The sequence below is a fragment of the Qipengyuania sp. SS22 genome, from assembly GCF_025736935.1.
Taxonomy (GTDB): Bacteria; Pseudomonadota; Alphaproteobacteria; order Sphingomonadales; family Sphingomonadaceae; genus Qipengyuania.
This window is the reverse complement of record NZ_CP107048.1, coordinates 642718-656021: the sequence shown is the minus strand read 5'-3', so window position 1 is coordinate 656021 and position 13304 is coordinate 642718. Positions and strand designations below refer to the sequence as shown.

Genomic DNA, 13304 nt, shown 5'->3' with positions numbered 1-13304 from the left:
CCCCCTGCCAGCGCTATTCCTTGGCGTCTTCCTTTTTCTCCGGCGTGACCGCGGCCTCGGCCATTTCCTCGCGCTTGCGGCGCTCGAACACCTTTTCCATGTGCTCCATGTCGTCGTCGTCGAGATATTGCTCGAAATCGGGGAAGTGGTCTTCCTCTTCCTCGTCGATGTGATGACGATACTGGTGGTCGAAATTCTTGAACTTGGTCAGCCAGCCACCTTCGGACATGTCGGTCGCTGCAAGATCGTTGAGCGCTTCCTCGATCTCGTGATGCTCGGCGACCGAGTGGCGCGTTTCGCCAGTCGTCGGCGGTTTGCGCAGCATGGTCGAATAGAGCGCCTGTTCCTCTGCGGCAGCGTGCGATTTGAGTTCCTTGGTGAGCTCTTCGAACAGCCTTTCGCGCTCGCGGCTGTCACCGCTCGTCTCGAGCAATTTGTCGAGCAGCTCGCGATGTTGGTCGTGATCCTGCTTGAGGCGCGCGAAAATCTCGGTGGCGTCGGTCATGGAAATGATCTCCTTCGACCAATGAACCGGCTACCGGCGGCGCGGTTCCACTCTTGTGCCAAGCGGCGGGCGGTCCCATCTTCTCTGGATGCACGACCGACAGGCCCCGTCGAAACAGCAGATGCAGACGATGGCGCAGGCCGCACTCGCCGCCCTGCCCGTCCGCTTTCGCGAGCAATTGGGCGATATGGTCCTGCAAGTGGAAGATTTCGCCACGCCCGAGCAGCTTGCCTCGGTCGGCATGGAGGAGCGCTGGCATCTATCCGGCCTGTACGAGGGTGAGCCCCTGCCCGACCGGTCGATCTGGGAAAGCGGGCGCCTGCCGCCGCGCATCTGGCTGTTCCGCGAACCGCTGATTGCAGAATGGCGCGAGACCGGCGTGCGCATGGACGACCTCGTTCGCCATGTGGTGATCCATGAAGCGGGCCACCACTTCGGCTTCAGCGATGACGACATGCACTGGCTCGAAGACCAGGCGGACTAGCACCGCATCTGGAAGGATTGGCCGCCGCCGCAGCATGGCTCTGGCCGCCCTTGCCCTTCGAACGGCAAATTCCCCTAAGCCAGAACCACAAGAGGCCACCCCTCTTGCGAGAGATGGCCTCTTGTGGCGCGCCCGGAAGGATTCGAACCTCCGGCCCCCAGATTCGTAGTCTGGTGCTCTATCCAGCTGAGCTACGGGCGCGCTTGGAGGGCGGCACATAGGCAGGTGCCCCGAGCTTGGCAATCCCTAATTCAAGGTTTTACAAACAAGTGCAGCATGAGCTCGATATCGAGCGGCGGTTTGTCGAGCGACTCGATCTCGCGCGGCGCAAACCATGCGATCTCGCCCCCTTCGCGGGCCTCCACCGGACTGCCGTCCCACACCGATCTGTAAAGCAATATGACAATCGGCGGACGCGCTTCGGCAAGCGTTTCTTCGGCGAAGGCGACCGGCAAAACCTGCTCCGGCGCGAGCGCCAGTCCAAGCTCCTCTTCGATCTCGCGAACCAGCGCATCCCGCGGTTTTTCGCCGGTTTCGACCTTACCGCCGGGGAATTCCCACAATCCGCCATGGTGCTTGTGCGCGGGGCGCCGATGCATCAGCCAGCGGCCCTCCCCGTCGCCGAGCGCCAAGGCGACCACGCAGGTCCATGTCGGGATTTTTTCCAAAACCGTCGCCGCCCTCAACCCTTTCTTAACCCGATCAGCCGTACTCACCCATTGTCAGCTTAGGCAAGTGACGAATGGGGCAACGAACATGGTCGAATTCCTGCGCAATCTGGGACGCGACACACGCGGGGCCACTGCCGTCGAATACGGGCTGATCCTCGCACTGATCTTTCTTGCCATGATTGGCGGAATTCAGGCCTTCGGCACTACGGCTACGGCCATGTGGACGAGCATCGAAGCCGCGGTTGTCGCGGTCACGAGCGGTTGACGGGGAAAATGGGATGCTCGGAGTGTTAGGATTTTTTCAACCACTTCGATGCAGAACCGCAAATGTTCGAACCGGATTTTCGGGACGGACCGGGTACGAAGACTGAACCAGGAGACGACATATGAAGTTTTTCCGCAAGCTGCGCCGCAATGAAGAAGGCGCCACCGCTATCGAATACGGCCTTATCGCTGCCCTGATCGCCGTTGCTGCGATCACCGCAATGCAGAGCCTGGGTGACGAACTCAGCACGACCTTCAACAAGGTCTCGACCACGCTGAGCGCCGAAAACTAAGTTCGACGCCAGATCGATAAAGAAAGGGCGGCGGGTTCATCCCGCCGCCCTTTTCTTTTGTCCGGCGTCGGTGCGGAACGCTAGCGCCCGCGCACGACGATCTTCACCTTCTGCCCCGCGCTGACACTTTCATTCGAAGTCAGCCCGTTGAGCACGCGGAAGCGTTCTACCTGATTGTCGCTATAGGCCATCCGGCTCGCCAGCGAATTGACCGTATCGCCGCTCCGCACGGTGACCACATCGATCACGCGGGGGATGATATTGGCCGCAGTCTGCGAGTCGATCCGCCGCATCGAACTGAACATCTGGTTGAACGTCGATGCCTGGCCCGCCGGCGTGATGGCGAGGAAGTGATAGGCGACGCTGTTCGAAAATTCATATGCGAACACCGTTACGTCGACCTGCCCGTTGCCCGAATTGACCCGCGCGGTTCCGTAAGCAGCCGGCAATCCGTTGACGGTCGTCTTCTGGATCGACTGCGGGCGGATCTGCTGCTGCTCGCTCACACCGGCGAAGACGCTGGTGACGTAGCTGTCGAGATTGTTGCTGTACGGGGCGAGCGTGAACTGCGCCTGCCCGCTCTGGCCGTTGATCGACACGGCGCGCGTGCCATTGACCATGTAAAAGCCCTGCGGCGCGGTGAAGGCGAGGCGCAGTTCGGGATGAATGAACTGGCGGCCTTCGACCACGCCCTGCGCCGGGTCGTCGCCATAGGTCAGCCCGTCGATCCGGGTCAGGAAGGTGTCGCGATTGGTGATGCCGCCACCGACACCAGAGGCTTGCGCGGTCGCCATGGCGCTCTGGACGCGGCTCGCCGGATCGGGGTGGGTCGATGCCCATTCGGGGATGCTGGCATTATCGCGGCCCTGGACACGCGCATCGAGCGCGTTCTGCATTGCCAGGCTCTGCAGGACGGTCGCCATCGCGCGCGGATCGTAGCCCGCCTGGTTGAGATAACGGATGCCGAGCTCGTCGGCTTCGAGCTCCTGCGAACGCGAGAACTTCAACGTCAGCAATTGCGAACCTTGCAGTGCGGCCTGGCCGATCTGCTGTCCGAGCCCGCTATTGCCGAGCAGGATGCCCGACAGGATCGCACCTGCTGCGCCAAGCAGCGTATTGCGCTGCGAGGCGGCCTGGCGCCGCTGCGAATGGCGCGCGGCGACATGACCGACCTCGTGCCCGAGCACGCCGGCCAGTTCGGCTTCGTTGTTCATCAACGCGACCAGCTGGCGCGTGGTGTAGATATAGCCGCCGGGGATCGCGAAAGCGTTGTTCACCGGGCTGTTGAGCAGCGAAACGGTGAACGATTCGCGCGCATTGCCAAGCCCGGACTGGACCGCGATGTTCTTGCCCACCTGCTCGACATATTGCGCATGGCTGCCACTCATCGCGCCGCCGAATTCGGCAAGCAGCTGGGGATGTACCTCGGATCCCATCTCCGCTTCGCTTTGCGTGATCGGGGTGGACGCGCTGGGAATGTCGCCCCCGCCCATGCAGCCGGCGAGCGCCAGCGACAGTGCGGTGACGGAAGTGGCGGCGGTAAATCTGATGTGCGACATAAAAAGGTCTCCCCGATTGGCAAACGCGCGCGGGCCGACTGAGGCGACCCGCGCGGCGATGTTTCATTACAGAAGGGAAAACCTGAACGAACGGGTGTTTGTTCCCGCTTTGGGAGTAGCGATCAGCCCGCCAGGGTAAGGAAACGCTCTTCCCGCAAGCGTTTGAGTTCGTGCGGCGCATAACGGCCAAGCTTGTCGAGCTCCTCGGCGATTGCCGTTCCCAGCGTGCTCACCGCCAATCGCGGATCGCGATGGGCACCGCCGATCGGCTCGGGCACGATGCGATCGATGACGCCCAGGCTGGCAAGATCCTGCGCGGTGACTTTCATCGCCTCCGCCGCATCGGGCGCCTTTTCAGCGGTCCGCCACAGAATCGATGCACAACCTTCGGGCGAGATGACCGAATAAACGGCGTGCTCCATCATCAGCACGCGCTCGGCGCTCGCGAGCGCCACCGCGCCGCCCGATCCGCCCTCGCCCACAATGGCTGCAACCATCGGGACAGGCAGCGCAAGACAGGCCTCGGTCGAACGCGCAATCGCTTCCGCCTGGCCGCGCTCTTCGGCTTCGACCCCGGGAAAGGCGCCCGAGGTGTCGACCAGCGTGACCACCGGAAGGCCAAACCGCCCCGCCAGTTCCATCAGGCGGATCGCCTTGCGGTAACCTTCAGGCTTACCCATCCCGAAATTGTGCCGGATGCGGCTGGCGGTATCGTTGCCCTTTTCATGACCGATCACCACGACCTTACGCCCGTCAAGCTTGGCAAATCCGCCGAGGATCGCCTCGTCATCGCCATAACAGCGATCGCCGCCGAGCGGGACGAACTCGTCGAACGCATGTTCGATATAGTCGCGGAAATGCGGGCGCGATGGATGCCGGGCGACCTGCGTCTTCTGCCACGGACTGAGCGCCTCATAGGTGCTGGCAAGCAGCGCAGCACTCTTCGTCTCGAGCCGCTGGAGCTCGGTGGAGATATCGACATCGTCGCCTTCCGCTGCGTTCCGCAGTTCGGCAATGCGCTGTTCAAGCTCGGCGACCGGCTTCTCGAATTCGAGATAGGAAATCATGCCGTGGCGCTAGTCCGAAGCGCGCTGCTGCGCAAGCGGGTGCCGCTCGTTGACCAGTTTCACGAGCCGCGCGGCATCGACATGCGTGTAGATCTGGGTGGTCGAGATATCCGCATGACCGAGCAATGTCTGCAAGGCGCGCAAATCCGCCCCGCCTTCCAGCAGATGCGTGGCAAAGGCATGGCGCAGGACATGCGGGCTGAGCTTTTCGGGTGGCAGATCGGCGCGCACGGCCAGCTCGCGGAGCAGCTGGAACAGCCGGACACGCGAGAGATGGCCGGTTCGCGAGGGGAACAGCCAGGGGGAATCGCTATCGCGCAAGGGCAACCACCGCTGGAGCGCGGCACTCGCACGCTGGCTGACCGGAACCATGCGCGCCTGCCCGCCCTTGCCGATCACCGTCAGGAAGGGCGCATCACGCGGGACCGCCGATAGCGGCAGCGCGACCAGTTCGGTGGCGCGCAAACCCGATCCGTAGAGCAATTCGAGAAAGGTTAGCATGCGCACAGCGGCGGGAGAATCGGCAGTTGCCGCTTCCTCTGCGGCAGCGAACAGCGCCTCTACCTCGGCGTGGGAGAGGATTCGCGGTAGCGGGCGGCGGGCTGTGGGACGCGGCATAGCGTGTGTGGGATCGTCCTCGCGCAGCCCTTCGTCGATCACGAATCCGAAGAATTGTCGCAAGGCCGAAATCTTGCGCGCCAGCGTCGACGGGGCGAGCGACGACCATCCCTGGCCGAGCTTTGCCAACTGCGCCGAACTTGCCTCTTCGAGGTTTCCCCCGACCAGCTCGTCTGCCTGTTCGAGATCCCTACCATAGGCGAGGATCGTGTTCCTTGCCGCCCCCCGCTCGGCGGCGAGCATGGCGAGGAAATCGGCGATCGCGTTCACGTCAGGCGCGCGCGATCGCCTCCGCGGCGATCATCCGGGCCTCGGCCTCGAGACCAACGCGGCGCAGCGCGGAAACGATGTGATAAAGATGCCGCGCGGTCATGCGGTCCCAGCTCGATCCCTGCATGCCAAGGCCTGCGAGCATCGCGACCAGTGTAGGATTGTCGACCTCGGCCGCGCGATCGATCATCCGCGTCCAGCGGGTCTGCGCGGAAAAATCCAGGCCCAGCCGCCCGCTATACTCGGCGATCTCGCCGCTGCCGATCCGGTCGAGCCCGGCCAGCCCCGCAAGCAGCAGGCGCGAACGGCGCTGGTCCGCGGAACCGTCATCGTCGACGAAGCTATCGAACTCGCCGTCGGTGATGCCGATCGTGCGCCGGGGATCGGCAAGCGCCAGCAAGGCCCAGGCCTCGCTGCCCGCATCCACCATGCCCGCCCAGCGCATGGCATCGCCATCGAGGCCCGCGGCCAGCATCGAAGCAATCAAGGCGCCCATGTCATCGCCCAGTTCGCCATCGATCGGCATGCGCGCCGCAGCGTAGGCGGTCAGGACCATGCGACCGTACGAATAGTCGCCGCCGCCCGACCAGATATCGCGGATCGCCGCCAGCCGCTGCATCGGATCGGTCCCGACATAGGCTTCGCGCAAACGCGAGGCGGTCAGTACAGCATCGCCCTCGGCGCCTTCTTCAGCGTAAAGCTGGCTGTACAGATCCACCATCGCCGAGGCCGAGAGGATGCCGCTGGCTCCCGCAATATCCGCACCGCGGGCGCGCTGGACCGGCGCAAGTGCGGGCGTCAGCGCCGCCGTGCGCGCCAGTTCGGGACCGACCCTGTCCAGCAAACCCTCGGGGATCGGCTCACCAAGCGCATTGGCCAGCGCGAAGCGCCACGGGGTGATCGCGCCCGTACCGTCCCATTCAATCGTCACCGCACGGCGCCCGCGTCCGGCCGAGCCGGCGAGGCGCTGCGCGAGCAATACGTCGATCCGGCCGTCTTCAGTGCGGGTTAGCAAGCGGCGCAGATCGTTCTGCGCGCGGGTCGCTTCGCCGGCATAGGCGTTGCAGATCCCCGCCAGCATCTCCCATTCCTGGTCGTCGCGCCCGGTCTCGACCAGGCGCACAGCCGGGCAGGCACCGACTATGTCGGCGGTGCCGATATAGGCCGCAACCGCGGCATTCGTCAGCGCGGGCGAGTAATTCGCGGTATCGATATCCTGCACCAGTGCGCGGGCGACACCGTACTCGCCCATCGTGTTGAGCACTTGTGCGCGAAGGGTCGCAAATTCGACCGGGTCCATGCCCTCGGGCGCCGCCAACCTGCTCGCCAGCGTGCGTCGCAAGAGTATATGGCCCCAGCGCGAAACCATCGGTTGCTGCATGCCCGCGAGCACTGCGCGGACCAGTGCCGCGGGCTGGCGCGCCAGCGAGCCTGCGGGCAGACCGCCCTCGTTCGCATCCATCACCCCGACCCGCTCCATCGACCGCCGGGCCGCAGGCGGGATATCGAACTTCGGCTTCAGACCGAGCAAGTCGTCGAGATCGTCGGTCGACATCGCCTCCAGCTCTTCGAGCGTGGGCAGATTGGACAGATCGAGATCGGCGCGCGGCGCTGCGGCCTGAGGCGGCAGCGGCTGGACGATCTCGCCCGGCTGGCTCTCGGTCGGCTGCGGTGTTCCGGACTGCACGGGCGCGGTCGGCGCAGGTGTACGCGTGGGCCGCGGGGTCGGCGTTGGCGTTGACGCCGGATTGTCGAAACCGGGAGGCAGCAGGTCCACGGGCGCTTCCTGCGCCAGGACCATCGCGGAACTGAGCGCGAGCGCCGCGCCGCCGAAAAGCCAAGCCGATTTCATCGCGGTGCCTCCGGCAAATCGACCGCCTGTTCGATCGGATGCAACGGCTCTTCCCCGCCATCGACCAGCGCCGCGACGAGCAATAAAACGAACAGCACCGCCATGAGGCCTCCGATCTTTCTGCCGCTCATCGCCAAGATTTTCACGTCCCGTTTCAAGTGCTGATACCTTGCCCGCGCCCTAGCCCAGTTCTAGGCACGGCGGCAATGACCCATGCAATGGCCCTCACCCCTGCCGAGATCGGCGGCATCGCGCGCCGGATCGACCGTCCGGTGGTGCTGGTCGGGCTGATGGGCGTGGGCAAGTCCACCGTCGGGCGAAGACTGGCGGCGATGCTCGACAAGGACTTCGTCGATGTCGATGAAGAGATCGAACGCGCCGCCGACCGCACGGTGAGCGAAATCTTCGATTCCCATGGCGAGAGCTATTTCCGCGATGGTGAGCGCCGCGTGATCGCGCGTTTGATGGACGAAGCGCATGGCGTGATCGCCACGGGTGGTGGCGCGTTCGTCGATCCCGAGACCCGCGCCGCAATCCTCGATCGGGCGATTGCCGTATGGCTCGATTGCGATATCGACACGCTGGTCGAGCGGACCGCACGCCGCGACAACCGCCCGCTGCTGCGCTCGGGTGATCCGCGCGAGATACTCACCGCGCTCAAGGACCGGCGGGGTGCCGCCTATGCCGAGGCGCAGGTCCACGTCGTTACCGATGACGCGCCGCATACCGAAACCGCGCAACGCATTCTGGAGGCGATCGACGCATGGCTGTGATTCCCGTCGACCTGGCCGAGCGTGAATACGAGGTCCGCGTCGGGTCCGGCCTGTTGTCCGATCTGGCAGGACAGGCGCGCCCGTTCCTGCGCAAGCGCCATGTCTGCATCGTAGCGGACGCAAATGCGCGCAGACATTGGGGCGAGACCATCGCACGATCGCTCGACGCAGCAGGGATCGAACCGCGGTGGTACGATGTAGCGCCGGGCGAAGGCTCGAAGAGCTGGGATAGCCTTGCCCGGCTGACCGACTGGCTGCTTGCCCAGGGTGTCGAGCGCGGCGACCACGTGTTTGCGCTGGGCGGCGGGGTCGTCGGCGATTTGACCGGATTTGCCTGCGCGATCCTCAAGCGCGGCTGCGGCTTTGTCCAATTGCCGACCACGCTGCTGGCACAGGTCGACAGTTCGGTCGGCGGGAAGACCGCGATCAACACCAGCGCGGGCAAGAACCTCGTCGGCGCCTTCCACCAGCCCGCACTGGTGCTGGCCGATCTCGATACGCTCGGCTCGCTCCCTGCGCGCGAATTGCGCGCGGGCTATGCCGAAGTGCTCAAATACGGCGTACTGGGCGACCGGCCCTTCTTCGAATGGCTCGAGGGGCACGGCGATGCAGTGGTCGCGCTGCAACCGCAATCGCTCGAACAGGCGGTTGCCAGAAGTATTGCAGCCAAGGCGCGGATCGTGGCCGAAGACGAGCGCGAAACCAGCGGCGCGCGTGCGCTGCTCAATCTGGGCCACACATTCGGTCATGCGCTGGAAGCGGAAACCGGTTTTTCGGACCGGTTGCTGCATGGCGAAGGGGTGGCACTCGGCATGGTGCTCGCAGCGCGCTATTCCGCGCGGCGCGGCGCACTTTCGCTGGGCGATGCGCAGCGTGTCACCCAAGCGGTCGACGCAGCAGGATTACCTGCAGAAATCTCAGCGCTGGGTCTTGAATGCGATGGCCGCCGACTGGCCGATCACATGTTGCACGACAAGAAGATGGATGCGGGCACACTGCCCTTCATCCTGTTGGGAGCGATCGGCGATGCGCATCTTGCGCGCGATGTCGAACTGGCCGATGTCGCCGCTTTCCTCGACGAGGAATTGCAGGCGCACTGAGCTACGCCGTAGACGGCTGCTTCAGGTCCTCCGCGCTAGCTGAGACGCGGCGCCAGCCGGGCGATCTTGCCCACGCCTACCGGCTGGTAATCCGCCATCATCGCATCGTGTTCGGCAAACAGCCGCTCGATTTCGCCGCGGCGGTCGAGCAGCGTGCAGGCGATGCCCGGCGCAAGGCTTTCGCCGTCGCCGATCTTGCCGAGTATGCTGGCGAGATCGCTCACCGTTGCCTCCTCGGGCGATTTGAAGAAGTGGCCCCTCGCGTCGAAGAACCCGGTACCCTTGCGTGCCATGTCGCTACCTCCCGCATAAAAGCATGAGCCGACTCCGAACGCACAGGATCCCCCGCAGCGATCAGCCTTACCAGCGTGTTTACCAACAATCCCGGTAAACTCGGCCAAATTCGCAACAACGCTTCTGCGGGAGGCGTAGAAAATTGCGTAGGGATGTGACGAACTGGTAGTCCCGCCTCTCTATTCGAGCTCGAGAATCACCTCGTCTACTGCAAGGCTGTCACCCTCGGAGGCGTTGATCTTGCCGACGGTGGCTTGCTTTTCGGCGCGCAGGATATTTTCCATCTTCATCGCCTCGACGGTGGCGAGTGGCTGACCAGGATGGACTTCCTCGCCTTCGCCCACATGCAGTTTCACCAGCAGGCCGGGCATCGGACAGATGAGCATCTTGGACAGGTCGGGCGGCGTCTTCTCGATCATATGCGCGGCAAGATCGGCTATCCGCGTCTGCAGGATGCGCAGATGATGCGTCGCGCCGCGCGTGGTCACCGCATAGCCAGTGCGGGTGGATTTGAGCTGGGCCGTATAAGCCTCGACCGGGTCGGCATCCTCATCCGCGCCGTTTTCGAACAGCACGACATCGACCATCGGTTCGCCCGGCGTGTATTGCATCTCGATCGTGACCGGCTCGCCATCGACGGTGAGCGCGTTTTCTTCGAGCCGCACCTCGTGCGATGTCGATCCTTCCTCGCGCTCGCCGATCCGCACGGTCCAGTCGCCCGGAGCGTAAAGATCATCGGAAAGCTGGCCTTCGATGCGCCGCGCACGATCGGCATCGGCGGTGGCAATCACGCCCCCAACCGCGGCCAGGACCCTGGTCAGCTGGACGGACGCAGGCGCGCCGACAAACCCGTCGGGATATTCCTCGGCAATGAAGCCCGTGGTCAGTTCGCCCGAGCGGAAGCGCGGATGCTGCATGATCGCGCTGAGAAAATCGACATTGTGGCCCAGCCCCTCGATCCGGAAGGCATCGAGCGCCGCCACCTGAAGGTCGGCGGCCTCATCACGCGTTTCGCCCCAGGTCACCAGCTTGGCGATCATGGGGTCGTAGAACATCGACACTTCGCCGCCTTCGAACACGCCGTCGTCGACGCGGATGCCGTCCACGCCGCGGCGGCCATTGACAGCGCCGTCGTCGGTCCATGGTTCGACCGGGGGCTGGTACCTGACCAGTCGGCCAGTGGAAGGAAGGAACCCGCGATAGGGATCTTCGGCATAGACGCGGTTCTCGATCGCCCAGCCGTCGATGGTCACGTCATCCTGCGTCATCGCCAGCTTTTCACCCGCTGCGACACGGATCATCTGCTCGACAAGGTCAACGCCGGTGATCGCCTCGGTCACCGGATGTTCGACCTGCAGACGGGTATTCATCTCGAGGAAATAGAAACTCTCGCCGGTCTCGTCGGCGCCGCTGACGATCAGTTCGACCGTGCCCGCGCTGTGATAGCCCACTGCCTGCGAGAGCGCGACGCATTGCTCGCCCATCGCCTTGCGCATCTTCGGCGTCACGAAGGGCGACGGAGCCTCTTCGACCACCTTCTGGTGGCGGCGCTGGATGCTGCATTCGCGCTCGTTGAGATAGATCACGTTGCCGTGCTTGTCGCCGAGGATCTGGATCTCGATGTGGCGCGGGTTGAGGATGAACTTCTCGATGAACACGCGGTCGTCGCCGAAGCTGTTGAGGCCTTCGCGCTTGGTCGCCTCGAAGCCTTCGCGCACGTCCTGTTCGGAATAGGCGAGCCGCATGCCCTTGCCGCCGCCGCCCGCGCTGGCCTTCATCATCACCGGATAGCCGATCTCCTCGGAAATCCGCACCGCATGTTCGGTATCCTCGATCTCTCCGACGAAGCCGGGGACGACGTTGACGCCCGCTTCCATCGCAAGCTTCTTACTTTCGATCTTGTCGCCCATGGCGGCGATGGCGTTAACCGGCGGGCCGATGAACGCGATATTCTCTTTCGCCAGCGCCTCGACGAAACTGGCGCGTTCGGAGAGGAAGCCATAGCCGGGATGAACCGCCTCGGCACCGGTCTGCTTGGCCGCGGCGATGATCTTTTCCGCGATCAGATAGCTTTCCGATGCTTGCGCCGGACCGATGTGCACGGCCTCGTCCGCCATGCGCACAAAGGGCGCACGCGCATCGGCGTCCGAATAGACCGCCACAGTGGCGATACCCATCCGCTTGGCGGTCTTGATCACCCGACAGGCGATTTCGCCGCGGTTGGCGATGAGGATCTTCTTGAACATTATCGGTTTTCCCGTGCGCTTAAATCTGGGCCAGTGCCTGTTCGAGGTCGGCAATGATGTCGTCGAGATGCTCGATCCCGACTGAAAGGCGAACCACGTCGGGCCCCGCACCCGCGGCCACCAGTTCATCGGCCGCCAGCTGGCTGTGCGTGGTCGATGCCGGATGGATGATCAGGCTGCGGGTATCGCCGATATTGGCGAGATGGCTGAACATTGCGACATTGGAGACCAGCTGCTTGCCCGCTTCGAATCCACCTTTGAGCCCGAAGGTGAAGACGGCCCCGCCCCGGCCGCCGAGATAGCGATCGGCGAGCGGCTTGTAGTGGTCGCCTTCAAGGCCTGCATAGGACACCCAGTCGACCTTGGGGTGCGCCTGCAGCCATTGCGCCACCGCCAGCGCGTTGGTGCAGTGGCGATCCATCCGCAGAGCCAGCGTCTCCATTCCGGTCAGCGCGAGAAAGGCATTCATCGGTGCCATCGCCGGGCCGAGATCGCGCAGGCCGAGCACCCGGCAAGCGGTGATGAAGGCGATCGGCCCGATGGGTTCGAGCGCATCGACCAGCACCGCACCGTGATAGGATCCGTTGGGCGCAGTCAGGCTGGAGAACTTGTCGCTCGCCTTCCAGTCGAACTTGCCCGAATCAACGATCAATCCGCCGATTGCATTGCCGTGGCCGTTCAGGAACTTGGTGCAGGAGTGAACCACGATATCCGCACCATGCTCGAACGGCCGGCACAGCACGGGCGAAGCCAGCGTGTTGTCGACCATCAGCGGGACGCCCGCCTCGTGCGCGACCTTGGCGATTGCGGCGATATCGCTGACGACGCCGCCGGGATTGGCGAGGCTTTCGATGAAGACGCAGCGCGTCTTGTCGTCAATCGCCGCTTCGATATTGGCCGCATCGTCGGCATCGACGAAGCGTGTTTCCCAGCCGAACTTGCGGAAGCTTTCGCCCAGCTGGTTGAGCGAACCGCCATACAGCCGTTTCGCCGCGACGATGTTGCAGCCCGGTTCCATCAGCGTGTGGAAGGCGATCAGCTGCGCAGCATGCCCCGACGCGACACCCAGCGCCCCGACCCCGCCCTCGAGCGCGGTGATCTTCTTCTCCAGCGCATCATTGGTGGGGTTCATGATCCGCGTGTAGATGTTGCCGAATTCCTGCAGGCTAAAAAGCCGCGCGGCATGATCGGGATCGTCGAAGACATAGCTTGCCGTCTGGTAGATCGGCGTGATCCGCGCCTTGGTCGTCGGATCGGGCTGCTGACCCGCGTGGATCGTAAGCGTTTCCAGCTTCTGTTCGGACATCG

At 64.0% G+C, this 13304-nt stretch carries 15 protein-coding genes and 1 tRNA gene; 5 read left to right on the top strand and 11 right to left on the bottom strand.

Annotated elements, in window-relative coordinates; translation table 11 throughout:
- Positions 1 to 13: 13 nt before the first annotated feature.
- Entirely contained in the window at positions 14 to 505 is a 492-nt protein-coding gene (locus N6L26_RS03260) for a hemerythrin domain-containing protein (protein ID WP_263606622.1), read from the bottom strand.
- A 130-nt stretch (positions 506 to 635) separates the two neighbouring features.
- On the opposite strand from N6L26_RS03260, the gene N6L26_RS03255 reads away from it, so the two are divergent.
- Complete coding sequence (locus N6L26_RS03255) at positions 636 to 989, top strand: metallopeptidase family protein (RefSeq protein WP_263606621.1); 354 nt, start codon at positions 636 to 638, stop codon at positions 987 to 989.
- A 124-nt stretch (positions 990 to 1113) separates the two neighbouring features.
- Here the strand turns inward: N6L26_RS03255 and N6L26_RS03250 are convergent.
- A tRNA-Arg gene (locus N6L26_RS03250) sits at positions 1114 to 1190 on the bottom strand.
- 50 nt (positions 1191 to 1240) lie between these two features.
- The gene (locus N6L26_RS03245) at positions 1241 to 1705 is read right to left on the bottom strand and encodes an NUDIX domain-containing protein (protein WP_318173615.1); all 465 of its coding nucleotides are present in this window, start codon (positions 1703 to 1705) and stop codon (positions 1241 to 1243) included.
- Between the two features lie 40 nt (positions 1706 to 1745).
- Between N6L26_RS03245 and N6L26_RS03240 the strand changes: the two genes are divergently transcribed.
- Together N6L26_RS03240 and N6L26_RS03235 are read left to right on the top strand one after the other, a co-directional pair.
- Positions 1746 to 1925, top strand: a complete 180-nt coding sequence (locus tag N6L26_RS03240) for a Flp family type IVb pilin (protein ID WP_253516499.1) — start codon at positions 1746 to 1748, stop codon at positions 1923 to 1925.
- 121 nt (positions 1926 to 2046) lie between these two features.
- The gene (locus N6L26_RS03235; protein WP_253516502.1) at positions 2047 to 2217 is read left to right on the top strand and encodes a Flp family type IVb pilin; all 171 of its coding nucleotides are present in this window, start codon (positions 2047 to 2049) and stop codon (positions 2215 to 2217) included.
- 80 nt (positions 2218 to 2297) lie between these two features.
- Here N6L26_RS03235 and N6L26_RS03230 read toward each other — a convergent pair whose 3' ends face one another.
- The 5 genes from N6L26_RS03230 to N6L26_RS03210 all read right to left on the bottom strand — a co-directional run bounded on the left by N6L26_RS03230 (position 2298) and on the right by N6L26_RS03210 (position 7741).
- Positions 2298 to 3776 (bottom strand): M48 family metalloprotease, encoded by a 1479-nt coding sequence (locus tag N6L26_RS03230; protein WP_263606620.1) that lies wholly within the window; start codon positions 3774 to 3776, stop codon positions 2298 to 2300.
- 122 nt (positions 3777 to 3898) lie between these two features.
- On the bottom strand, positions 3899 to 4843 hold the full coding sequence (locus N6L26_RS03225; protein ID WP_263606619.1) for an acetyl-CoA carboxylase carboxyltransferase subunit alpha: 945 nt from the start codon (positions 4841 to 4843) through the stop codon (positions 3899 to 3901).
- 9 nt (positions 4844 to 4852) lie between these two features.
- Positions 4853 to 5731, bottom strand: coding sequence for a tyrosine recombinase (locus N6L26_RS03220; protein WP_263606618.1), 879 nt, complete (start codon positions 5729 to 5731; stop codon positions 4853 to 4855).
- A gap of 1 nt (position 5732) precedes the next feature.
- A complete protein-coding gene (locus N6L26_RS03215) occupies positions 5733 to 7583 on the bottom strand; it encodes a hypothetical protein (RefSeq protein ID WP_263606617.1) in 1851 nt (616 codons plus the stop codon).
- The gene (locus N6L26_RS03210) at positions 7580 to 7741 is read right to left on the bottom strand and encodes a hypothetical protein (RefSeq protein WP_263606616.1); all 162 of its coding nucleotides are present in this window, start codon (positions 7739 to 7741) and stop codon (positions 7580 to 7582) included. The genes N6L26_RS03215 and N6L26_RS03210 overlap by 4 nt, the downstream gene beginning before the upstream one ends.
- 60 nt (positions 7742 to 7801) lie before the next feature.
- Between N6L26_RS03210 and N6L26_RS03205 the strand changes: the two genes are divergently transcribed.
- Positions 7802 to 8356, top strand: coding sequence for a shikimate kinase (locus tag N6L26_RS03205; RefSeq protein WP_263606615.1), 555 nt, complete (start codon positions 7802 to 7804; stop codon positions 8354 to 8356).
- A complete protein-coding gene (aroB, locus tag N6L26_RS03200) occupies positions 8347 to 9456 on the top strand; it encodes a 3-dehydroquinate synthase (RefSeq protein ID WP_263606614.1) in 1110 nt (369 codons plus the stop codon). Before N6L26_RS03205 ends, aroB begins: the two co-directional genes overlap by 10 nt.
- A 35-nt stretch (positions 9457 to 9491) precedes the next feature.
- Here aroB and N6L26_RS03195 read toward each other — a convergent pair whose 3' ends face one another.
- The 3 genes from N6L26_RS03195 to N6L26_RS03185 all read right to left on the bottom strand — a co-directional run bounded on the left by N6L26_RS03195 (position 9492) and on the right by N6L26_RS03185 (position 13302).
- Positions 9492 to 9749, bottom strand: coding sequence for a hypothetical protein (locus N6L26_RS03195; RefSeq protein ID WP_263606613.1), 258 nt, complete (start codon positions 9747 to 9749; stop codon positions 9492 to 9494).
- A 180-nt stretch (positions 9750 to 9929) separates the two neighbouring features.
- A complete protein-coding gene (locus N6L26_RS03190; protein ID WP_263606612.1) occupies positions 9930 to 11996 on the bottom strand; it encodes an acetyl/propionyl/methylcrotonyl-CoA carboxylase subunit alpha in 2067 nt (688 codons plus the stop codon).
- A gap of 19 nt (positions 11997 to 12015) precedes the next feature.
- Positions 12016 to 13302 (bottom strand): O-acetylhomoserine aminocarboxypropyltransferase, encoded by a 1287-nt coding sequence (locus tag N6L26_RS03185; protein ID WP_263606611.1) that lies wholly within the window; start codon positions 13300 to 13302, stop codon positions 12016 to 12018.
- Positions 13303 to 13304: the final 2 nt, after the last annotated feature.

Excerpts from the sequence above, each read along its gene's own strand:
- N6L26_RS03260 (WP_263606622.1), bottom strand. The coding sequence starts at position 505 with ATGACCGACGCCACCGAGATTTTCGCGCGCCTCAAGCAGGATCACGAC.
- N6L26_RS03255 (WP_263606621.1), top strand. The coding sequence starts at position 636 with ATGGCGCAGGCCGCACTCGCCGCCCTGCCCGTCCGCTTTCGCGAGCAA.
- N6L26_RS03240 (WP_253516499.1), top strand. The coding sequence starts at position 1,746 with ATGGTCGAATTCCTGCGCAATCTGGGACGCGACACACGCGGGGCCACT.
- N6L26_RS03235 (WP_253516502.1), top strand. The coding sequence starts at position 2,047 with ATGAAGTTTTTCCGCAAGCTGCGCCGCAATGAAGAAGGCGCCACCGCT.
- N6L26_RS03230 (WP_263606620.1), bottom strand. The coding sequence starts at position 3,776 with ATGTCGCACATCAGATTTACCGCCGCCACTTCCGTCACCGCACTGTCG.
- N6L26_RS03225 (WP_263606619.1), bottom strand. The coding sequence starts at position 4,843 with ATGATTTCCTATCTCGAATTCGAGAAGCCGGTCGCCGAGCTTGAACAG.
- N6L26_RS03215 (WP_263606617.1), bottom strand. The coding sequence starts at position 7,583 with ATGAAATCGGCTTGGCTTTTCGGCGGCGCGGCGCTCGCGCTCAGTTCC.
- N6L26_RS03205 (WP_263606615.1), top strand. The coding sequence starts at position 7,802 with ATGGCCCTCACCCCTGCCGAGATCGGCGGCATCGCGCGCCGGATCGAC.
- aroB (WP_263606614.1), top strand. The coding sequence starts at position 8,347 with ATGGCTGTGATTCCCGTCGACCTGGCCGAGCGTGAATACGAGGTCCGC.
- N6L26_RS03195 (WP_263606613.1), bottom strand. The coding sequence starts at position 9,749 with ATGGCACGCAAGGGTACCGGGTTCTTCGACGCGAGGGGCCACTTCTTC.
- N6L26_RS03190 (WP_263606612.1), bottom strand. The coding sequence starts at position 11,996 with ATGTTCAAGAAGATCCTCATCGCCAACCGCGGCGAAATCGCCTGTCGG.
- N6L26_RS03185 (WP_263606611.1), bottom strand. The coding sequence starts at position 13,302 with ATGTCCGAACAGAAGCTGGAAACGCTTACGATCCACGCGGGTCAGCAG.